Raw genomic sequence first — 20293 nt, 5'->3', positions numbered from 1 at the left:
CGACGTGACCATTCCGCCGCAACAATTCGCCAGCGACAATTATGCGGGCATTTGCCCCGAAGCATGGGACGCGATGGCTGCCGCAAACACGGCTTCGGCGCCTGCCTATGGCGACGACGACTGGACACAGCGCGCGGCCGATGCTTTCCGGACTCTCTTCGGGACGCAGTGCGAGGTTTTCTTTGCCTTCAACGGTACCGCCGCCAATTCGCTCGCGCTTGCCGCGCTCTGCCAATCCTATCACAGCGTCATCTGCTCGTCGTCATCGCACGTCGAAACCGATGAATGTGGCGCGCCTGAATTTTTCTCGAACGGATCGAAGCTGCTCGTCGCGCGATCGGATGACGGCAAACTTACACCGGAAGCGATCCGCGAACTCGCAACAAGTCGTTCGGACATTCATTTCCCGAAACCGCGCGTCGTGACGATCACCCAGCCGACCGAAACGGGTCAGGTCTATACGGCCGAAGAGATACGCGCGATTTCGGCAACCTGCCGTGAACTCGGGCTCAAGCTCCACATGGACGGCGCGCGCTTCGCCCATGCCTGCGCAACCCTCCAATGCCCGCCCGCGGAAATAACGTGGCGCGCCGGTGTCGACGTCCTGTGCTTCGGCGGCACCAAGAACGGCATGGCCGCCGGGGAGGCCATCGTCTTCTTCGATACCGAGTTGGCGACCGACTTCGACTATCGGTGCAAGCAGGCAGGCCAGCTTGCGTCGAAAATGCGCTTTCTCGCGGCACCGTGGATCGGGCTGTTCGAAAGCGGCGCCTGGCTCCGCAATGCCGAACATGCGAACCTTTGCGCAGCCCGCCTTGCCGGCGCCATTGATGGCCTACCCGGTGTGCGGCTTGCCTTCCCTGTCCAGTCGAACGCGGTATTCATCCATGCACGGGACGAACTCCTTGAAGGCCTCAGCGCGAGAGGCTGGCGCTTCTATACATTCATAGGCGGCTCTGCGCGCTTCATGTTCGCGTGGGACGCGCGCATCGAATCCATCGATCTCCTCGCCCAGCATGTAGAAGAGCTTGCGGTTACAATGGATGAACCAGCGTAACCCCCGCCCAGACAGTCAACTGCGCTGAACACGTCGGTTTTGGCCGTTTGCTGACTGTCGGCTTTTGGACGGCTGTTTGAGAAACCGGACGCTGCCCGGCTGCTTCAGTCCTCGGCGGCGATCCGCACGCGGAGGCCGTCGAGCGCGTCGCTGAACAGGATTTGGCACGACAGGCGAGAGGCGTCGTCGCGGTCGGTGGTCGAATCGAGCAGGTCGTTCTCGTCCTCGCTCATCGCCGGCATCGCGCCCTTGTTGCCACCCTCGATATGGACGTGGCACGTCGCGCACGAGCAGCAACCGCCGCACAGCGCGAGCAGTTCGTCGAAGCCCGCGTCGCGGATATTTTCCATCACGGTCAGGCTGGTGTCGGCCTCGATCTCGTGCTCGGTCCCGTCGCGTGTCACGACAATCAGCTTTGCCATAGGCGCTCCCCTGCACTTGCGCGCGCGCGTGGAAGAAGACCCGCCACAACGGGCAGGCCCTCGCCGATTTGCTCGTAACCGATCAAAACTTGAAACCGACCTCGAGATAAATTTCGCGGTGGTTGTCAACGAACGCCGACATGTCGGCGAGGACGCCCGGCCCGGCGGTTCCGGTTCCCGTGCCGCCAGCGAACGGAATATCGTTGGCTGCCGTCACGACCAGCTTGTTCGTCAGATTTCGTCCGATCAGGCCGATCGTCCAGCGATCGCCCGGACCGTTGATGCGCAGCGCGGCATCGAGCTTGGCATAGGCTTTTTGCACAGCGTCGGGGCGCAGCGTGTCGGTGAAATTATATTTTGACGTGTAGCTGACGTCGCTCGACAATTGCAGCGTCCAGCCCGAGTCCGTCAGCGGCGCCTCATAGCTCGCTCCGAACCGCCCCGCGAAACGCGGCGCCTTTGGCGGAGTGCGTCCGTCGTAATTCTGGCTGGTAAAGGCTCCGCTCGGTCCTGCGAGCAGGTTACAGCCGGCTGAGATCGTCTGGCCGCCATAGCATTGGCCAATATAATCCTTGTAGCTGGCGTTGTTGTACGCGGCCGCGCCGCGCAGCGAGAAACTGCCCAGCCGCCAATTGAAGTCGCCCTCGACGCCCTTGACGCGCAAGGTGCCCGCATTTGCCACCACTTGTCCGATGGTGACGGGGTCGAAATTCTGTACCTGTAGGTCGAGATAATCATAATAATAAGCCGTCGCGTTAAGCGACAAGGCACCGCCCAGCAGGATCGCACGCGCCCCCACCTCGCCGCCGCGGGCGCGCTCGGCGCCGAACTGTCCCGCCGCTACGGTCGCGGCTGGCGTCAACGTCTGCGAGATGTTGAACCCGCCCGACTTGAAGCCTTCCTTGTACGCTGCATAGAAAGTCAGGTCGCGAGACGGCTTGTAACGAAGCGTCACCTGCGGGGACACGTCGCTCTCGCGGTAACGGTCGTCGAGGCGCAGATCGCCTGGAAAAGCCGCGGCAAAAGCGAGATGCGCCGGCAGCGATGCCTGGTAGCTGTCACGCGATTCATAGCTCCACCGTGCACCGCCCGCGAGCTCGATCGAGTCCGACAGATTTGCCGTGACCTCACCGAACGCGGACATCGAACTGCCCGAAAAGCCGTTGTCGCGCTTGAAGGTGACGTAGGTATCGGTCACGGGACTGATCGGAACAGGGAAAATATAGGCATCTGTGTTGAAGATGAACTTGTTGCTGGATGCGAAGAGGCCGAACAGCAGGTTCACCGGTCCGCCCCATTTCGACTGGAAGCGCAGTTCCTCCGACGTCTGACGATAGTCGGCAAGCTGCGAGAAGGTCGCAGGATAGGCCTCGCCCGACACATTGTTGAGGTCGGTCTGCTTGAAGCGATAGTAGGAGGTGATCGATGTCACGTCGAACACATTGCTCGTCAGCGTCGCGGTCAGGATTCCGAAACCCGATTTCAAGCGCGAATACATGCGCCCGTCGCCGGCGTAGCGATAATTGGCCTCGGCCACGGCAAGCGGGATCGTCGCGCTGTCCGAGCGACCATTGACCGTGCAATCGGCATTGGGGCTCGGCGGAATACCAACACCCGCTCCGAAGGGGTCGGGCGAAAAGGGCGTCGTGCGGCCGCCGCCGCAGATGCGTTCAAGAATATCGGTCGGCCCGCCGTCCTTCTGGTCGGTGTAGCCGGTCTTGAGCTGGAAGGTCAGGTTGGGAGCCGCATCCCATTCGAGTGTCAGGCGGCCGCTATAGGTCGTGCCATAGCCGCGATATTTGCTGTTGCGGTGGCGCTCCATACCCAGCGGGTCAATGTAGGTTTCTGCCGCCGTATTGGTGAATGCGCCCTCACTGTCAGAGATGCGGAAAGCCAGACGGGCACGAAGGCCCTCAGCGAGCGGCCCCGAAATATAGCCTTCGCCATATTTTTCCTGCGCCTCGAAGCCATAGCCAGCCTTGAAGCCCGCTTCGAATATATCCTTGGGGCTGTTCGTCGTCACCGAAATCAGGCCGCCAGTCGCATTTTTGCCAAAGAACAGGGCCTGCGGCCCCTTGAGCACCTCGATGCGCTGAACGTCATACTGGCTGAGGCTGATTTCCCGCCCGCGGCTCATCGGCATGCCATCGACGACGAAGGACACCGACTGGTCGAAGCCTGCGCTGAGCGCGGTCGAGCCGACGCCGCGCAGGAAGATGCTCGCAGAGGATCCCGATGCGGCCTTACCCGCCACCATCGTCGGAACGAGCGATGCCATGTCGCTGAATTCGGTGACCGCGTAATTGTCGAGCGCGGCGCCACCCAGCGCCGTTATGGCAACAGGCGCATCGATCAGACGCTCGTCGCGGCGGCGCGCGGTGACGATGATCTCGCCCTCGGTCGGCGTGGCATTCGATGGGTCGGCGGTCGGAGCCGAGGCGGCGGCGGGGGTCTGGGCGAAGGCCGGAACGGCCATTCCCGCAGCCGCCATAATCGATGCAAGACAGGTGTAGCGAGCAGCACGAAATGAAGCACGGCGGTCCATGACAGATCCTCTCCCATAAAACAGACCGTCATGCGCGGTCCTTGAGCAATAACCTATCCTCATTAGATTTTAAGTCAATCGAGAAATTTAACGACGTAAGGTTTTTGGAAAATCTCCTCAAAGCACTGATTTATTATAATATATATGGATCAGTGCGAGGCTTTGACCGACAAAGTGCGCCGCGCGAATCCGACTACCGCATCGCTGAACGCGTCGTTTCGATCCCCCGCGACCATGTGCCCCGCCCCTGCCACATCGACCAGTTCGAGCCATGGCAATGTGGCGCGAAAGGCATCGACGCCCGCATCGCTGACGACGTCGCTCGACAGCCCCCGGACGAGCAGCACAGGAAGGTCGGGCCTCGCAGCCAGCGTGCCTGTCGCGCGCTGGACGACGCGGTGATGATGCGAGGGCTCGTCGGCGATGATGCGCGGGTCCCAGTGCCAGCGAAGTCGACCGTCATTCCCTTCGCGCAGGTTCTTCATCAGCCCCCTTCCGTCAGGCGCGACGGCGCGTCCGGGATTGTAGGCGGCGACGGCAGCAACCGCCTCATCAATTGTCGCAAAGCCGTCGGGGTGACCCCGCATGAAGGAAACAATGCGATCGATCCCGCGCGGGTCGGGTTCGGGAACGATATCGACCAGAACCAGCCCCGCCGGACGCAGCCCGCGATCCACGGCAACGATCGATGTCGCGCCACCGAGCGACGCGCCGACCAGAACGAACGGGACCGCGAGCGATGCCGCTACCGCCGCAAGATCTCCGGCGCGATCGGCGAGCCGATAGGCTCCTTCGGGCGACCAGTCGCTTTCGCCATGCCCCCGCGCATCATAGCTGATGACCTGAAAGCCGGTCGCCAGCAGATGATCGACCGCATGGCTCCAGCTGTGCCGCGTCTGCCCGCCGCCGTGAAGCAGGATCACCGCCGGCGCGTCCGTACGACCACCGCAATCCGCGACGAGCCTGACGCCATCGCGCGCGACGAAAATCGCGCGCCGCAATCCGTTCGCCATGCTGCATCCTCTCTCTTGCTTGCAAAAGGATTGCGCTTCGCTTTATCTAACGTCAATAGTTTTATGGATAAGGAACAGCGACATGATCCGGTTCGACTTTCAGAGGAAGCGCGTGCTCGTCACTGGCGGCACACAGGGGATCGGGCTCGGCATCGCGGAAGCCTTTGCCGATGCGGGGGCCGATGTCGTCATTACTGGTACGCGGGCGAATGGCGCGGATTATGAGGACGATCTGTCGCGCTTTACCTATATCCGCGCTCGCCTGGACCAGCCCGCCAACCGTGTCGCGCTCGTCGAGGCTGCCGGGCCCATCGACATTCTCGTCAACAATGCCGGTCAGTCCCACCCCGATGAATATTCAATGGAGGGCTATGGCCACGTAATCGAGGTCAATCTCAACGCGGCGGTCGAGCTTTGCTATCTGTTCCACCCAGCCCTGCGCGATCGGGGCGGCTGCATCGTCAATGTCGGTTCATGCGCGAGCTTCATCGCGATCGGCTATGCCCCGGCCTATACCGCCAGCAAGACTGGACTGCTCGGCTTCACCCGCGCGGTCGCCGACCAGTGGGCGCGCGATGGCGTGCGCGTCAATATGGTGGCACCCGGTTTCATCGAGACGCGGATGACCGCCGAGGTCCGCGCCGACGAGCGCAAGGCCGGCAATACGCTGCGTGCGATTCCCCTGCGCCGTTTTGGAATGCCGCCCGAAGTGGCGGCCGCCACGCTGTTCCTCGCATCGGCTGAAGCCTCGTATATCACTGGCCAGAGCCTGGTCGTCGACGGCGGCCTGATGCTGCGGTGAGCGGTAAACCGACTCCTTTTAGGCTGGCGCCCACGCGTCCCGGCTGCCATGAGCGGCCGAAACAGGGGATAGTTTCTTGGCAAGACCTTCCAAACCGCTGATCTCGCGCAGCAGTGCGGCCGAAGCCGCACTCGAGGTGATCGACGAACATGGGCTTGAGGAGCTGAGCCTCGGCCTTGTGGCGAAGAAGCTCGGCGTACGCCCGCCATCGCTTTACCATCATTTCAAGGACAAGTCAGAGCTGCTTCAGGAAGTTGCGCGCATCATGCTGGTGCGCATCACGCTGATGGACAGCGGCGACGAATCCTATGAGGAACGCATCGTCGCTATCTGCGTCTCGACCCGCCGGGCGATGCTGAAGCACCCCAATGCCGCGCCACTGATCCTGCGCTATTTTCCGAAGCATATGCTACTCGCAGCCTATGACCGCGCAGCGCGTGACGAACCCTTCCCGACCTCAATCCAGCTCGTCGTGATCGAGGCCATCGAACGTCTGACCTATGGCACCGCACTCTTCGAGGCCGCGGCCCGCGCACGCGGGGTCGACCCGATGCCATTCGTCGACCCTGGCAAATACCCCAATCTGGCCAAGGCGATCGCCGATAGCCCGTTCGATGACGAAGAGTTGTTTGTCGAATCGCTGCGCATATTCCTCACCGGCGTGCGCGCCCGGCTGGAACAGGGCACGATGGGAAAGTCGCTCAAGTCGGCAGCCGCCTGAGCCAGGCTAAGGCACTTCGCTTCCGAAGATCGCCGAACTGACCGTCGGCGCGCCCGGACCGCCCGCGAGCAGGCAGATTTTCGCATTGGGTACCGGGTTTGCGGACTCGCCGCGCAATTGCTTCACCGCCTCATAGGCGGTGCCAATTCCGTGGATGAAGCCTTGCGCAAAGTTGCCGCCGCCGGTGTTCACCGGCAGCTTGCCCGTCGGCGCAACCAGATTGTCGAAGCGCACGACCTCGGCGACATTCTCGTATGTGCAAAAGCCATGGTCGATCAGCGACGCGACGCCCTGCGCGCTGAAATTCTCGTAAAGCTGCACCACGTCGATATCAGCGGGCGACAATCCGGTATCGGCGTAGAGGCGCCGCGCAATCGAGCGGAAGCCGGCCGTCGGGTACAACGCCTCGTCATCATTTTCCAGAAGATCGCCCCACCCTTTTTCGGCGCCGTTGGCGCAGCCGAGCAGATACACCGTGGGCCTCTTCAGATCGCGCGCGCGGTCGGCCGAAACCATGAGGAACGCGGCGGCACCGTCATTCTCGCGGCTGCAGTCGAAGAGGCGGAAGGGTTCGGCAATCCACCGCGAGCTGCGCATCTCTTCAAGATCGAACGCTTGGCCGAAAGCCACGGCCTCGGGGTTACGCGATCCATGATAATAGGAGGCGCGGACCAGTTCTTCGGCAACCGAAGCTGGCACGCCGTGATGCTCATACATGCGATTGGCGCGGATCGCGCACACCTGAGCCGGTGCAACGATCCCGGCCGCGAGCATATGATCGTTGAGGTGATGCGCCATCACCGCTGCCGACAGCCGGCCGCTCGATCCTTCGACCAACGCGCGGAAAACGATCACCGCGCTCGCCTGCCCCGACAGGATCGCCGCCGCCGCCAGCCCGAACGCGCCAGCGACGCCGCCGCCGCCGCCGCCCCAGACGACACTCGACCATTTGAGCTCGCGGGTGCCGAGCGCAGGCATCAACTGGACGGGCTCATTCTTGTCGTCGCCATAGGAGACGAAGCCATCGACGTCCGCAGGGTCGAAGCCCGCGTCGGCGCAAGCGGCGAGGATCGCCTCGACCAGCACAGCCTGTTCGGGGAGCGGCGAAGCACCGCGCTTATATTGGCGCAGCCCGACTCCGGCGACGGCGGTGGTACCGTAAAGCGGATGCATCAGCCGCGGCTCCAGATAATCGTTGGAATGTCGCGGCCCTCGACGCGGGTCGCGCCGCTGCGCCCGGCGATCGCTTCGCCGATGACAGGATCGAGCTGATCGGGGTCGTCGAGGCGTCCGAGCAGGCGGATGCCGCAATCGTCGATCGTCGCGACGATCGACACGAACGGCAGGTCAAGGCTCTCGGTCAAGCCGAAGCGATGCCAGGTGCGCGTCCAGGAAAAGATCGTCGCACGCATAGGCCGATCGACCCAGGCGATCTCTTCGCCGCCGCATGCAGCGCAGTGGTTAGCGGCGGGCCATAACCAGTCGCCGCAACGGCAACGCGGCAAAAGCAAGCGGCCTTCGGCCAACCCGTTCCAATAGGGCGCGTCGGCGCCGTCGTTCGCGTGCATCATCAGGGCGCTACCGTCCATTCGAGCGGCAGCGTTTCGAGCGCCATGACGGTGCCGATGCGAAAGCCATGCTTCGCCCCCGCTGCCGCCCTGAAGGCCGGTATGCGGCGCACCCATTCCTCGGTGAGGATGCGCAGTTCGGCGCGACCAAGGACATGTCCGACGCAAAGATGCGGCCCCGAAGAGAAGGTCAGATGCGCCGTCTTCTTCCGGTCGAGGTCGAAGATATTTGGTGCTTCGAACTTCGCGGGATCGCGGCTTCCGAGACAGAGGATATTGAGCACCATCTCGCCCGCGCGGAACTGCGCCTCGCCGATCTGCTGATCCTGCACCACCAGGCGCGGTGTGTTGACCACGCCATAGAGCCGCACCGCCTCATCGGTGAAGGCGGGAATGAGCGAGGGGTCGGCGGCGAGCCGCGCCTGAACGTCGGGCATCTGGGCGAGTTGCTGGAAGGCAAAGCCCGTGACGTTAGTGACCGTGTCCATGCCGCCGAGAAAGAGCACGAAGCTCATCGCGAGGATCTCCTCGTCGCTCATCGTCCGGCCGCCGATGTCGACCTGAATGAAATGCGACATAAGCTTGTCGTCGGGTGCGGCCTTCTTCGCTTCGATCAGCGCCTTCATTTCGCCGAGGATCGCTGCGCTGAGGCGCCCCATCTCGGCCTCATCATTCTGCGCCGAGAAGAACGCCTCGGCGAGCGCACGAAAATCGCGCAATCGCGACAGGTCCATTCCCATCAGTTCCATGAAGACGCTGACGGGAAACAGCTTCGCGAGGTCGGCCTGGAAATCGCACGCGCCCTTGGCCGCGACGGCATCGACCAGCGCGATCGCCCACTCGCGGATGCGCGGCTCGAGCGCCTTGATCGCGGTCGGCCCGAACATCGGCATCATCGCCTTGCGATAAGGAAGATTCTCGGGCGGATCGAGACTGAGGGGAATGAAGAATGGCGGATTTTCGACGCGCGGAATCTGCATCTCACGCACGGAAAAATGTTCCGGATCGAGCACGATGTGGCTGATCGCGTCGAAGCTCTTGGCAATCCAGTGCCCGCCATTGAGGCGCGTCCAGAAGATATTCGGCGCGTCGGCAAGCGCAGCTGCATAGGTGCCCTGCACATCCGGCCCAATGCGCGCATCGCCGTAGATATCGAAATCGAAGACGAGATGCTCGGGGATATGAGACGGAACGGGCGCTGCGGCCGGTTGCGGGGCGGTCATGTCTTGCTCCTCATCGCACGCGCTCCATGGTCGCGTGCGCGCCGGCGTACATCTCGCGCACCGCAGGCTTCGACAATTTTCCAGTAGCAAGGCGCGGTAGCGGGTCGGCCGAAAAGGCGACGTATCGCGGTACCTTGTAGTTTGACAGATTGGCATTGCAGTGGCGGATCAACGCCGCGACGTCGATCTCGGCGGTGCCATGATAAACGACGAAAGGCGTCTCACCGAACTTGGGATCGGGCGCCGCGATCGCCAGCGCTTCGCTAACGCCCGGAAATTCGCACACGACGCGCTCGACTTCGGCGGCCGAGATGTTGAGACCGCCCGAGATGATCAAATCCTTCATGCGGTCGACGAAGGTCAGCAGGCCGCGCTCGTCGAGCGTGCCGATATCGCCCGACCACAGCCAGCCGTCGCGGATCGCCTTCGCGGTTTCCTCGGGATTACGCCAATAGCCCTGCATCATGCCGGGCGATCGCATCACGATCTCGCCAGGCTCGCCGGGATCGCAGGCGCTGCCGTCGGGACGCAGCACGCGCACGTCCATGAAGATGCCGCCCCAGCCGCATTTTTCGGGCTCTTCGATCGCCAGATGCTCGGGCATCATCGTCACGTTCCCGCCGACCTCGGTCTGACCATAGATCTGGCGGATCGTGATGCCCTTCGCCTTCCAGAGATCGAGCAGCTGCCGACTTACCCGCGCGCCCCCCGCAGTTGCGAGGCGGATCGATGAGAGATCGGCAGCGGAAAAACCCGGAGCGCGCGCGATCGCCTCGAAGAAGGTCGGCACAGCCCCGAAGCAGTTGATCTTTTCGTCCTGCAGCAATTGCAGGATTGCGTCTGGAACGAAGGCGGGCTCCATGAAGATGGTGCAGCCCTGCACCGTATAGTGCATGAGCTGGACGAAGCCCGCCGAGGTATTGAGCGGCGCAAGGCTGATCACGCGCGCGCCGGGCGACGAGGATGTTTCCTCGAGCGACCAGCAGGCGGCATAGGCGGTCATCGAGCGGTTGGTGAAGACGACCCCCTTGGGCGTGGCGGTCGAGCCGCTCGTCGCGATGATGACGACGGGCGCGTCAGGCTGCGGATCATGCGCGGGCGACGCCGGTGCGGCATCCCGCAATGCTTCGATTTCGGCCATCGGGCGCGGTGCCAGTCCCGCTGCGGCGATATTCGCCTCGAACTTGGGTGCGGCAAAGGCAAAGTGCGGTTCGGTCGTTTCGCAAAGCTCGCGAATTTCGCGGGGCGTAAATCGGAAATTGACCGGATTGACGATGCCGCCCGCCCGGATGATGCCCATGATCAGTGCGCAATAGGCGAGGCTGTTGGTCGAGCAGATTGCGACGCGGTCACCGGGCCGCAGCCCGTCGGCCTCCAGCATCGCCGCGACGCGGTCCGACCAGGCCTTATAGTCACCATAGCTCAGCCGGTCGCCGCCAAGCACGACGGCCGGTTGTTTCGGCCGCATCCGCGCCCACCAGTCCATAGCGCTCGGTAAAGTCTGCGCCATCAATCCCTCTCCGTCCGGTCTGCCGCCGGTTCAATAATTACAGAAGCGCTTCGATCGCCTCATAATAGCGCACGATATTGGTCTCGAGCCCGCAATAGACGGTCTCTTCGGGCACACCCGCGTTGAGCCCCTGCTGGCTGATCTCGGCAGCGCGAAAATCCTCGCCGCCGAAGACGCTGAGGATCAGCTCGTACGAGCGCGCGAACACCTCTTCGGCCTTCGGGGTCGATGCGGCCTCGGGGGTAAGCATGAAATATTCGACCGTCGTGCGGTCGGCGGCTCGCGGCATCAGCAGCATGACGCTGGTATAATATTGGCTCGTCACCACGACGCAGTTGGGGAAAGCCGTATAGGCATGGGTCACGAGCTTATGGACATTCGCCGACGCATCTTCGTCGAGCATTTCGGGAACATAGCCGATGCGCCCCGACACCTGCCGGATGTTGGGGCCGAACATGTCGACGATATTCGGCGCGTCCTGAAAGCGGTCGCCGATCGATGCGGCGTGGAGCCGCTGGACATGATAGCCCTCGAGGAAGGGCTCGAGCACGACCTTCCAGTTCGCTTTCAGATCGAAACTCTTGCGGCCATAGACGTGCGCCGACGGAATGCCGAGCGCAGTGAAATCCTCGGCGACCTGCTGCGACAGGTTCGACCAGTCGGCGGCGATGTCGCGGTTCAACTGGACATAGACGATACCGCCCCATTCGCGCGCCTCGAGTTCGACGAGCCCGCGCTTGCTCTTGTCGAAATCCTCGAAAGCTTCGCTCCGCGACACGCCGATCAGCTTGCCGTCGATGCCGTAGGTCCAGGCGTGATAGGGACAGGTCACGCGGCCCTGCTTGTGGACTGCGCAATCCTCGATGATCTTCGACCCCTTGTGCTGGCACGCGTTGACGAAAGCCTTGATCGTGCCGTCGCGGGTGCGCGAGACGAGCATCGGGAAACCATAGCTGTCGTTCGCGACGATGCTGCCGGGTTCGAGCAGCGCCGACACGGTGACGGGCACCGGAAAGCGGCGGAAAATCCTGTCCTGTTCGAGGTCGAAGCGGTCCTGCCCGGTGAAAATCGCATTAGGGCGCGTCGCACCGAACGGCACGACGACGGCGTCCTTTTCGGCCGGAATCTTGCGGATGGCCTCGATCTGGCTCGGCGTCAGGTCGGCGAGCGTGGTCAGCTTGCGCGCCGGGCGTGAAACTTCTGCAACTTCACTCATATTGCAGATCCTCTCCTTATCGTTGGTCTTAGCCTATTCCAGCCTTTACCTAATGACAATAGTTTTTTATGGAGGCGATGAGAGTGTCGCAAAAGCGGCCGGAATCGAGGGATAAGAGGATGGGCTTCGACTATATCATCTGCGGTGCCGGGGCGGCCGGATGCGTCCTTGCCTATCGATTGTCGGAGAATCCGGCGATCAGAGTCGCGCTAATCGAAGCGGGGCCGCGTGACCGCCATCCGTTCATCGCGATGCCCAAGGGCCTCGCCAAGGTGATGCAGGATCCCAAACATCTGTGGGTCCATATGAGCGAGCCCGAGGCATCGACGGCGGGTCAGTCCGAAGCCTGGGTGCGCGGGCGCGTGCTCGGCGGGTCGTCATCGGTCAACGGCATGATGTACGTCCGCGGCCAGCCCGCAGATTTCGACGCAATCGCCGAAAAATCGAGCGAAGACTGGAGCTGGACGCATATCGGGGCGGCCTATCGCGCGTTCGAAAATCACGAGCTTGGTGGTGCCGAAACGCGTGGGCATGCGGGACCGATGAAGATCTCGATGCCGACACAGCGTCTACCGATAAGCGACGCGCAAGTCGCGGCAGGCGAAGCGATGGGCTGGACGAAAAAGGCCGACATCAACGCCCCCGATGATCAGGTGGCGATCGGCTATGCCCCGCGCACAATCTTCAGGGGCAAGCGCCAAAGCGCGGCGCAGGCCTTTCTTCGCCCCGCCGAGAAGCGCCCCAACCTGACCGTCTTGACCGACCGCACCGTCGATCGCGTGATTTTCGATAGCACGCGCGCTGTTGGCGTCGAAGTCATTCACGACGGCCAGCGCGAAACGATCGACGCGGCGCATGAAGTCATCATCTGCGGCGGCGCAATGGCGAGCCCGGCGATCCTTGAGCGATCGGGGATCGGCGACCGCGACCGGCTTGCCGCCCTGGGCATCCCGCTCGTCCACCACAGCCCGGAAGTCGGCGAAGGATTGATCGAACACCGCGGCATCATCATGCAATGGAAGCTCACCCAAGAGGCGCTGTCGCAAAACCGCGTCTTCGGCGGCTGGCGCCTGCTGCTCGCGACGCTCAAATATTATCTTACCGGCGACGGCCCGATGTCGGCGGCGGCTTATGAGATCGGCGGCTGGTTCAAGACGCGGCCGGGGCTCAACCGTCCCGACGCGCAGATGCTGATCGCACCCTTCAGCTTCGACATGGCGACACAGCGCACGCAACTCGAAAAACATCCCGGCATGAACGCGGTCATCTATCCGCTGCGCCCGACATCGCGCGGCAGCATCCATATCGCGACGCGCGACCCCGATGCCGCTGCGAGCTTCAGGCCCAATTACCGGGCGACCGAAGAGGATCGCGCAGCGATGATCGGCGCGGTGCGCGTGATGCGCGACTATGCACGACAGGCGCCGCTCGCCGGAATGATTGCCGAGGAGACGATGCCCGGGCCAGCGTTCGCCAGCGATGCCGAAATCATGGACGCCTATGACCGTTTCGGTACCTGCGGCTATCATGCGGTCGGAAGCTGCCGGATGGGCAAGGATGAGGCGTCGGTCGTCGATCCGGCGCTGCGCGTCCGCGGCACCCAAGGGCTTCGCATCATCGACACGTCGGTGATGCCGGTGATACCGTCGGGCAACACCAATGGTCCGACGATGGCGATGGCCTGGCGCGCCGCCGACATCATTCTGCGCGACGCGCCGCAAGCGAAGGCTGGCTGAGATGGAATTGCAAGACGCCCTCGCTGCGCGGTTCGACCGGCTGAAATCCGGCGACGACGGCTGGCAGGCGCTCGCAGATGCGGGCGTGCTTGGCCTGCCTTTCGCGGAAGCGCATGGCGGCCTCGGCCTGCCACCGCGCGAAGGCTTTGCGGTGCTGGAGGTCCTCGGGCCGAGGGCAATCCCCCTGCCCTATCTTGAATGCGTGCTGCTCGCCGGTACGCTGCTCGACCGCGCGCGCGGCGATGCGGCGGCGCGCTGGCTGCCGCGCGTCGCGGCGGGCGAAGCGAAGCTGGCCCTCGCATCGCTCGACGACCGCGAACCCGCGCGCGCGGCGATTGACGCCGCCGGCTGGCGCCTGTCGGGTGGCAAGCTGCTGTCCATCGGCGCCGCCGAGGCCGATGCGGTGATCGTCACCGCTGCGACCGACGACGGTCTCGCCGCCTTCCTGATCGAACGCAAGGCGCTGGCGATGAAGGCCTATCCGACGATCGACGGGCGCCGCGCCGCCGACTTGCTGCTCGACGACGTGACCGTGCCGACCGACGCCCGGCTGGGGGTCGAGCCCGAGGATATTGCCGATATCCTCGATCTTGGCGCCGCCGCCATCGCGGCCGAAGCCGCCGCGAGCATGGCGCGGCTCGTCAGCGATACCCGCGATTATTGCGTCCAGCGCGAACAGTTCGGGAAATCCATCTCGAGCTTTCAGGTCGTCCAGCACCGGCTCGTCGACATGCATATCGAGGCACGCCGCGCCGCTGCGGCTGCGGCACTCGCGGCCGACGCACTCGATCTCGATCCGGCCGAACGTGCGAAGGCGATCGGCGCTGCGAAGGTCACGATCGCCGACGCCGGCCGCTTCGTCGGTCAGAATGCGGTGCAGTTGCACGGCGGCATGGGCATGACCGAAGAACTTCCCGTGTCGGCGCTGTTCAAGCGGCTGACGGTGATCGAAAGCGAATATGGCACGCGCGACGAACATCTCGCGCGCTACATGGCGCGCGCCTAAATCCCCAGCTCCGCCTTCGCCAAAATCCCGCGCTGGATCTCATTCGTCCCCGCGTAGATGCTGCTTGCACGCTCGTTGAGATAGTGAAGCGGCGCGATCGCCTGCCACACCTCTCCGCTGCAATAATCGTCGAAGGCATGGCCAGGGATCGGCCCGCCGGGCATTGCGACGCCGGGCTGAAACGCACGCGCGAGCGGCCCCGCCGCCTCGAGTGCGAGTTCGGTCACGCGCTGGTTCAACTCGGTCCCGAGGATCTTCATCATCGACGCATCGGCCCCGGTCGGCGCGCCCACCGACAGGCGCGACAGGATATCGCTTTCGAGCCGGCCGAGAATGTCGCAGCGGATGCGCGCCTCGGCGATGCGCCCCTCAAGCAAGCTACGCGCTGAGCCCGCCGGCTGCGCAGCAATTTGCTGCGCAAGCTCATCGAGCGCAACCTCGATCTCGGGCGCATAGGCGCTACCGCCGCGTTCGAATTCGAGCAGATATTTGGCGACGGTCCAGCCCTTGTCGATTTCGCCCAGGACATTGGCGACCGGAACGCGGACATTGTCGAAAAAGATCTGGTTCTGGATATGCTCGCCCGACGCCATGATGATCGGGCGCACCTCGATCCCCGGTGAGGTCATGTCGATCAGCAGGAAGGTGATCCCCTGCTGCTTGCGATCGGTCCTTGTCGTGCGGACGAGACAGAAGATCCAGTTCGCGACGTTCGCGTGCGTCGTCCAGATTTTCGTCCCCGTGCAGACAAGGTCGTCGCCATCGCGCACCGCCTTCATCTGCAGCGCCGCAAGATCCGATCCCGCGCCAGGCTCGGAATAGCCCTGGCACCAGAAATGCTCGCCGTTGAGCATGCGCGGTAAAAAGAAGTTCTTCTGTTCGTCGGTGCCGAAACCGATGATCGCGGGACCGCACATCTTGATCCCCATCGGCGACACCGGCGGCGCGCCCGCTCGAACGCGTTCGCTTGCGAAAATATGGTGCTGGACGACGCTCCAGTCGCAGCCGCCATGCTCGACCGGCCAGGCGGGCGCCGCCCAGCCCTTGGCATGGAGCTTTTCCTGCCACGCCATTTGCGACGCATGGTCGGCATAGACCGACGTCATCAACTTGCCCGCCCGGCGCAACTCGGGGGTCAGTTCGGCCGCGAAGAAAGCACAAACCTCTTCGCGAAACGCCTCGTCTTTCGCGCTGAGGCGCATCGCGTCAAGCTGCCTTCGGGATGAAGATCGCCTTGGGGCGGGTGAATTCGAGCAGACCGGGCACGCCATTCTCCTGCCCGAAGCCCGACTGTTTCGCCCCCGCGAGCGGGGTGAAGGGCGTCGACTGGAGATTCTGATTGATCCAGACGGTGCCGGTGTCGAGCCGGTGCGCGATCGCGGTGGCAGCCTCGACGTCGGCCGACCAGACCGCGCCGGCGAGACCATAGTCGCTGTCGTTGGCGCGCGCGACGACATCGTCGATATCGGTGAACTTCAGCAACGGGAGCACGGGACCGAAGGCTTCCTCGACCACGACCCGGCTGTCCTCTGGCGGATTGTCGACCAGCGTCAGGGGGACGAAATAGCCGCGATCGGGCACCGCGCCGCCTTCGAGCAGAGTCAGCCCATTTGCACGGGCATCGTCGAGGAGCGCAAGGACGCGGCGATATTGCGGCTCGTTCTGAATGGGGCCGTAGCGACTACCCTGCTCGGCACCATCACCGACAGGAAGCTCCTTCGCGAGCTGGTGGAGGCGGTCGCGCAGACGGTCGTAAATATCGGCGTGGATATAGAGGCGCTTCGTCGCAACGCAGACCTGCGCCGTGTTGTGGAAGGCGCCTTCGAACAACTGCTCGGCGACCGCGTCGACATCGACGTCGGGGAGTATGATGGCAGCGTCATTGCCGCCGAGTTCGAGCGTGATGCGCTTGAGGTCCCTGGCCGCCGATTCCATCACGCGGCGCCCGGTCGCGGTCGAGCCCGTGAAGCTGATCTTCGCAAAGCCCGGATGTGCGGTCATCAGCGGGCCCAGTGCATCGCCGCCGCTGATGATGTTGACGACGCCCGGGGGGAAAGCGTCGCGGATCAGCTCGCCGATCCTGAGCGTGCAAAGCGGCGTGAAGGGCGAGGGTTTGAGCACCAGCGTGTTGCCCGCCATCAGCGCCGGACCGATTTTCCAGGCGGCAAGCAGCACGGGAAAATTCCACGGCACGATGCCGCAGACGACGCCGAGCGGGACATGGTGCACCTCGATCCGCCGGCTGTCGCTGTCCTCGGTGACGTCGACGGGGATGTCGAGCATCGTCGTCGCCTTCATCCACATCGCGGCGCCGAGGATTTCCATTTTGGCACCGGGAAGCGGGCGCCCCTGCTCTTTCACGAATAGCGACGCGAGTTCGTCAGCATGCGCCTCGATGGCGTCTGCAGCCGCAGCGAGCGCAGCTTTGCGGTCCGCGATCGGCGTGTCGCGCCAGGCCGGAAAGGCGCGCGCGGCTGCAGCAACCGCAGCATCAAGGTCGGCGGCCGAGGCATCGGGCGCGGCGGCGAATATCTCACCCGTTGCGGGGTTGCGCACATCGATCGTCCGTGCGGACTCCACCGCGCAGCCATCGATCGTCATCGCGAAAGTCTCGCTCATTCGCCTCTCCACCTCTTGCCGCCAGCTTGATGCCGACCGATTGTCTGTTGCCGACTCCGTAAACTAATGTCATTAGATAAAAGCGCAACAGCAAAGATGCGGGAGAGAGTGATGAGCGAGATCGAGGGCGGATGCAATTGCGGCGCGGTGCGATACCGCCTCGCCGGCGATCCGATTACCGTCGCGGTGTGCCATTGCACGAACTGCCGCCGTCAGTCGGGCAGCGCCTTTTCGGTCAATGTCGTGGTGCTTGATGACGCGATGCATGTGTCGGGCGACCTGACGACATGGGAAGATCCCGACACCGAAAGCGGCCAGCCTGTGCTGCGGCAATTCTGCGCGACTTGCGGATCGCCCATCCGTTCGCTTTCTGCTGCCTCGCCCAAGGTCGCGATCGTCAAGGCGGGGACCGCCGACGATCCAGGACAATTCACCCCCGCGATCCACGTGTGGACGTCGTCGGCGCTGCCGTGGGTCGAAATTCCCACGGACCTGCCGCAATTCCCGCGCAATCCCGGATGAGCGTCGACCGGCCGCTGGCGGGGCTGCGTGTCGTCGATCTGGTCGAAGGCCCGTTGGCACCGATCACGCGCTATCTGGCCGAACTGGGCGCCCGCGTGGACCGCCATGTTCCGGCGACCGGCGATGCCGCGGATATCGCGGCGAATGCGGGGAAGACTTTTCGCGCGGGACCGGTCGATCGGGACGCACTTGCCGGGGCGGATATCATCGTCGCGCCGCCCGCTGCATTCGACTATGACGCGCTCGCCGTTGCCAATCCGGCGCTGGTGCTGATGGAGGTTAGCCCGTTCGGAACCGGTAACAGCTTCAGCGACTGGCGGGCGAGCGATGCGGTGCTGCATGCACTGTCGGGCAGCCTGTCGCGCTCGGGCATTCGCGGCCGCGCGCCGCTATTGCCGCCGGGCGAACTCGCCTGGCAATGCGCCGCCGCGCAGGGCGCCTATGTCGTGCTGGCCTCCTGCTTCAAGGCTCTGCGCTCGGGTGTTGGCGACTGCATCGATTTCTCGGCGCTCGACGGTGCGATGCAGGCTCTCGATCCCGGCTATGGAATAAACGGCAGCGCGACGATGGGACGGCCCGTCCATCTGCTATCGCGCGATCGGCCTGCGAAGGGCACGCAATATCCGATCTTCCCCTGCGTCGACGGTCAGGTCCGCATCTGCCTGCTCGCGCCGCGCCAGTGGCAGGGCATGTTCCGCTGGATGGGCGAGCCCGCAGCCTTTGACGGGCCCGAGTTTGCAAAGATCAGTACGCGGCAACAATCGGTAGAACTGCAGGCTGCGCTCGCGGCCTTCTTTGCGCCGCGCGAACGCGCCGCGCTGGAAGCCGAAGGTCAGGCGCATGGCGTGCCGATCACGGCGCTCTTGAGCTTCGAGGAATTTGCGGCGAGCGAACAGGTCGCGACCCGCGGCGCGCTGACCGAGGTCGCGCTGGCCGATGGTCGGCGTCTGAGGCTGCCGAACGGAGTGCTGACGATCGACGGCGCGCGCATGGGGCCGGTTGGCGCCGCGGGCGACACGCCTGCACTTGTGGTCGGCGACGAAGTGCTCGACCGGCCGTTCGAGGGGCTGAAGGTACTCGACCTTGGCGTCATCGTCGTCGGCGCCGAAGCGGGAAGGATGTTCGCGGACGGCGGCGCCGATGTCGTGAAGGTCGAGAGCGCGGCCTTTCCCGACGGGTCGCGGCAATCCTACCTCCCCTACGGCCTGTCGGCGAGTTTCGCCGCAGGACACCGGAACAAGCGAAGCCTCGGCCTCGACCTGCGGCAGGAGGAGGGGCGCGCACTCTTCCTCGATCTGGTGCGGCAGGCGGATGTGCTGCTTTCGAACTTCAAGCCCGGGACGCTGGACGCGCTCGGCCTTGGCGCCGATGTGCTGGCCGCGGCGAATCCGCGGCTCGTCATGGCCGACAGCTCGGCCTTCGGCCCGACTGGGCCGTGGGCGAAGCGGCTTGGCTATGGCCCACTGGTCCGTGCGGCGACCGGGCTGACGGGGATGTGGCGTTATTTGGACGACGCCAACAGTTATAGCGACGCGGTCACCGTCTATCCCGACCATGTGGCGGGTCGGATCAGCGCGCTGGGCGCGACCGCGTTGCTGATCCGGCGTCTGCGGACCGGGCGCGGTGGCACCGCAAGCGTGTCGCAGGCCGAAGTGATGCTCGGGCAGTTTGCCGAATCGCTGATGGCAAACGAAGCACCGCAACTCGTCAGCCGCTCGTTGGCGGTGCGCGCGTTTGGTGACGACGAATGGTGCGTGCTCACCCTGCCCGACGGCCCTTCGCCGCGCCTCGACGCCCTGCTGAGCGGTTCTTCCATCGAGGAGTGGGCCGGCAAGCGTTCGCCCATGGATGCCGCGCGGGCCCTGCAGGCGATCGGCATCGCCGCCGCCCCGATGCTTCGGGTCGCAGATTTGCCGGACTTCCCTTACTGTAACGAGCGCGCGAGCTTTCGCGTCGATCGACACCCCTACCTCCCTGAGCCGGTCCTGTCGGAACGTAACGCGGCTCAGTATCGCAACCTTCCAGCCCCGCTTGGTGATCCTGCTCCATTGGCAGGCGAACACACCACAGAAGTTATCGATACGTGGATCCCGCTGAGTTCCCAAAAAGCCAGGACGTTGGAGGACATCGGCATACTGCAACCAACTACGTCGGCAACCTGCTCGACAATTGAGACTTTCCTCAAAGAGAATGCTGCAAGCGCTGGTCGCCCCACAAGTTAGGCAGCTTCGGCCGATTTTGGACTGGCGGGTTTCAGGGCAGCGGTCGCGTAAAGCGGACGTCTGCGCTCGTAGACGCGTGGCCAGCGACAGATGACAACGATCCGCCCGGGG

General features: G+C 63.9%; 17 protein-coding genes. 7 read left to right on the top strand and 10 right to left on the bottom strand.

The features are described 5' to 3' along the window. Nucleotides 1–4 precede the first annotated feature (4 nt). Nucleotides 5–1057 carry a threonine aldolase family protein gene (locus STE01S_RS15745; protein ID WP_062769437.1) on the top strand — a complete coding sequence of 351 codons (1053 nt, stop codon included), beginning with the start codon at nucleotides 5–7 and terminating at the stop codon, nucleotides 1055–1057. 104 nt (nucleotides 1058–1161) lie between these two features. On the opposite strand, the gene STE01S_RS15740 is transcribed toward STE01S_RS15745, so the two are convergent. The 3 genes from STE01S_RS15740 to STE01S_RS15730 form a co-directional block, all read right to left on the bottom strand. After that, entirely contained in the window at nucleotides 1162–1479 is a 318-nt protein-coding gene (locus STE01S_RS15740) for a 2Fe-2S iron-sulfur cluster-binding protein (RefSeq protein ID WP_062769435.1), read from the bottom strand. 82 nt (nucleotides 1480–1561) lie between these two features. Further along, nucleotides 1562–3970 (bottom strand): TonB-dependent receptor, encoded by a 2409-nt coding sequence (locus STE01S_RS15735; RefSeq protein ID WP_062769432.1) that lies wholly within the window; start codon nucleotides 3968–3970, stop codon nucleotides 1562–1564. Between the two features lie 203 nt (nucleotides 3971–4173). Beyond that, nucleotides 4174–5037, bottom strand: a complete 864-nt coding sequence (locus STE01S_RS15730; RefSeq protein WP_062769430.1) for an alpha/beta fold hydrolase — start codon at nucleotides 5035–5037, stop codon at nucleotides 4174–4176. A gap of 82 nt (nucleotides 5038–5119) precedes the next feature. On the opposite strand from STE01S_RS15730, the gene STE01S_RS15725 reads away from it, so the two are divergent. Then, a complete protein-coding gene (locus STE01S_RS15725) occupies nucleotides 5120–5839 on the top strand; it encodes an SDR family NAD(P)-dependent oxidoreductase (protein WP_062769427.1) in 720 nt (239 codons plus the stop codon). Nucleotides 5840–5915: 76 nt separating this feature from the next. Further along, nucleotides 5916–6560 (top strand): TetR/AcrR family transcriptional regulator, encoded by a 645-nt coding sequence (locus STE01S_RS15720; RefSeq protein WP_082813368.1) that lies wholly within the window; start codon nucleotides 5916–5918, stop codon nucleotides 6558–6560. Nucleotides 6561–6566: 6 nt separating this feature from the next. Here STE01S_RS15720 and STE01S_RS15715 read toward each other — a convergent pair whose 3' ends face one another. Genes STE01S_RS15715 through STE01S_RS15695 form a run of 5 tightly spaced genes read right to left on the bottom strand, consistent with a single transcriptional unit; the run spans nucleotide 6567 to nucleotide 12077 of the window. Continuing rightward, nucleotides 6567–7733, bottom strand: a complete 1167-nt coding sequence (locus tag STE01S_RS15715; protein ID WP_062769421.1) for a thiolase C-terminal domain-containing protein — start codon at nucleotides 7731–7733, stop codon at nucleotides 6567–6569. Further along, nucleotides 7733–8131 carry a Zn-ribbon domain-containing OB-fold protein gene (locus STE01S_RS15710; protein WP_062769418.1) on the bottom strand — a complete coding sequence of 133 codons (399 nt, stop codon included), beginning with the start codon at nucleotides 8129–8131 and terminating at the stop codon, nucleotides 7733–7735. Before STE01S_RS15710 ends, STE01S_RS15715 begins: the two co-directional genes overlap by 1 nt. Beyond that, nucleotides 8131–9351: a cytochrome P450 gene (locus tag STE01S_RS15705; RefSeq protein WP_062769415.1), complete on the bottom strand. Its 1221-nt coding sequence runs from the start codon at nucleotides 9349–9351 to the stop codon at nucleotides 8131–8133. The genes STE01S_RS15710 and STE01S_RS15705 overlap by 1 nt, the downstream gene beginning before the upstream one ends. A gap of 10 nt (nucleotides 9352–9361) precedes the next feature. Continuing rightward, a complete protein-coding gene (locus tag STE01S_RS15700) occupies nucleotides 9362–10861 on the bottom strand; it encodes a class I adenylate-forming enzyme family protein (RefSeq protein WP_062769412.1) in 1500 nt (499 codons plus the stop codon). A 37-nt stretch (nucleotides 10862–10898) separates the two neighbouring features. Next, nucleotides 10899–12077 carry an aromatic ring-hydroxylating oxygenase subunit alpha gene (locus tag STE01S_RS15695; protein ID WP_062769409.1) on the bottom strand — a complete coding sequence of 393 codons (1179 nt, stop codon included), beginning with the start codon at nucleotides 12075–12077 and terminating at the stop codon, nucleotides 10899–10901. A 119-nt stretch (nucleotides 12078–12196) separates the two neighbouring features. Here STE01S_RS15695 and STE01S_RS15690 point away from each other — a divergent pair, with 119 nt between their 5' ends. Both STE01S_RS15690 and STE01S_RS15685 read left to right on the top strand, forming a co-directional pair. Continuing rightward, on the top strand, nucleotides 12197–13813 hold the full coding sequence (locus STE01S_RS15690) for a GMC family oxidoreductase (protein WP_062769406.1): 1617 nt from the start codon (nucleotides 12197–12199) through the stop codon (nucleotides 13811–13813). A gap of 1 nt (nucleotide 13814) precedes the next feature. Further along, the gene (locus STE01S_RS15685) at nucleotides 13815–14819 is read left to right on the top strand and encodes an acyl-CoA dehydrogenase family protein (RefSeq protein ID WP_062769403.1); all 1005 of its coding nucleotides are present in this window, start codon (nucleotides 13815–13817) and stop codon (nucleotides 14817–14819) included. Here the strand turns inward: STE01S_RS15685 and STE01S_RS15680 are convergent. After that, on the bottom strand, nucleotides 14816–16021 hold the full coding sequence (locus STE01S_RS15680) for an acyl-CoA dehydrogenase family protein (RefSeq protein WP_062769400.1): 1206 nt from the start codon (nucleotides 16019–16021) through the stop codon (nucleotides 14816–14818). The genes STE01S_RS15685 and STE01S_RS15680 overlap by 4 nt on opposite strands. A 4-nt stretch (nucleotides 16022–16025) precedes the next feature. Continuing rightward, nucleotides 16026–17438, bottom strand: a complete 1413-nt coding sequence (locus STE01S_RS15675; RefSeq protein WP_062769397.1) for an aldehyde dehydrogenase family protein — start codon at nucleotides 17436–17438, stop codon at nucleotides 16026–16028. Nucleotides 17439–17549: 111 nt separating this feature from the next. On the opposite strand from STE01S_RS15675, the gene STE01S_RS15670 reads away from it, so the two are divergent. Next, complete coding sequence (locus STE01S_RS15670; protein WP_062769394.1) at nucleotides 17550–17960, top strand: GFA family protein; 411 nt, start codon at nucleotides 17550–17552, stop codon at nucleotides 17958–17960. Continuing rightward, on the top strand, nucleotides 17957–20182 hold the full coding sequence (locus STE01S_RS15665; RefSeq protein WP_062769391.1) for a CaiB/BaiF CoA-transferase family protein: 2226 nt from the start codon (nucleotides 17957–17959) through the stop codon (nucleotides 20180–20182). Before STE01S_RS15670 ends, STE01S_RS15665 begins: the two co-directional genes overlap by 4 nt. Nucleotides 20183–20293 lie beyond the last annotated feature (111 nt).

Source organism: Sphingopyxis terrae subsp. terrae NBRC 15098 (assembly GCF_001598815.1).
Taxonomy (GTDB): domain Bacteria; phylum Pseudomonadota; class Alphaproteobacteria; order Sphingomonadales; family Sphingomonadaceae; genus Sphingopyxis; species Sphingopyxis terrae.
The sequence above is the reverse complement of the archived record's forward strand: the minus strand, read 5'-3'. Positions and strand labels throughout refer to the sequence as shown.

Coding starts and splice junctions, on each gene's coding strand:
- STE01S_RS15730 (WP_062769430.1), bottom strand. CDS start 5,037: ATGGCGAACGGATTGCGGCGCGCGATTTTCGTCGCGCGCGATGGCGTC.
- STE01S_RS15735 (WP_062769432.1), bottom strand. CDS start 3,970: ATGGCGGCTGCGGGAATGGCCGTTCCGGCCTTCGCCCAGACCCCCGCC.
- STE01S_RS15690 (WP_062769406.1), top strand. CDS start 12,197: ATGGGCTTCGACTATATCATCTGCGGTGCCGGGGCGGCCGGATGCGTC.
- STE01S_RS15665 (WP_062769391.1), top strand. CDS start 17,957: ATGAGCGTCGACCGGCCGCTGGCGGGGCTGCGTGTCGTCGATCTGGTC.
- STE01S_RS15670 (WP_062769394.1), top strand. CDS start 17,550: ATGAGCGAGATCGAGGGCGGATGCAATTGCGGCGCGGTGCGATACCGC.
- STE01S_RS15675 (WP_062769397.1), bottom strand. CDS start 17,438: ATGAGCGAGACTTTCGCGATGACGATCGATGGCTGCGCGGTGGAGTCC.
- STE01S_RS15685 (WP_062769403.1), top strand. CDS start 13,815: ATGGAATTGCAAGACGCCCTCGCTGCGCGGTTCGACCGGCTGAAATCC.
- STE01S_RS15695 (WP_062769409.1), bottom strand. CDS start 12,077: ATGAGTGAAGTTGCAGAAGTTTCACGCCCGGCGCGCAAGCTGACCACG.
- STE01S_RS15680 (WP_062769400.1), bottom strand. CDS start 16,021: ATGCGCCTCAGCGCGAAAGACGAGGCGTTTCGCGAAGAGGTTTGTGCT.
- STE01S_RS15725 (WP_062769427.1), top strand. CDS start 5,120: ATGATCCGGTTCGACTTTCAGAGGAAGCGCGTGCTCGTCACTGGCGGC.
- STE01S_RS15740 (WP_062769435.1), bottom strand. CDS start 1,479: ATGGCAAAGCTGATTGTCGTGACACGCGACGGGACCGAGCACGAGATC.
- STE01S_RS15705 (WP_062769415.1), bottom strand. CDS start 9,351: ATGACCGCCCCGCAACCGGCCGCAGCGCCCGTTCCGTCTCATATCCCC.
- STE01S_RS15700 (WP_062769412.1), bottom strand. CDS start 10,861: ATGGCGCAGACTTTACCGAGCGCTATGGACTGGTGGGCGCGGATGCGG.
- STE01S_RS15710 (WP_062769418.1), bottom strand. CDS start 8,131: ATGATGCACGCGAACGACGGCGCCGACGCGCCCTATTGGAACGGGTTG.
- STE01S_RS15715 (WP_062769421.1), bottom strand. CDS start 7,733: ATGCATCCGCTTTACGGTACCACCGCCGTCGCCGGAGTCGGGCTGCGC.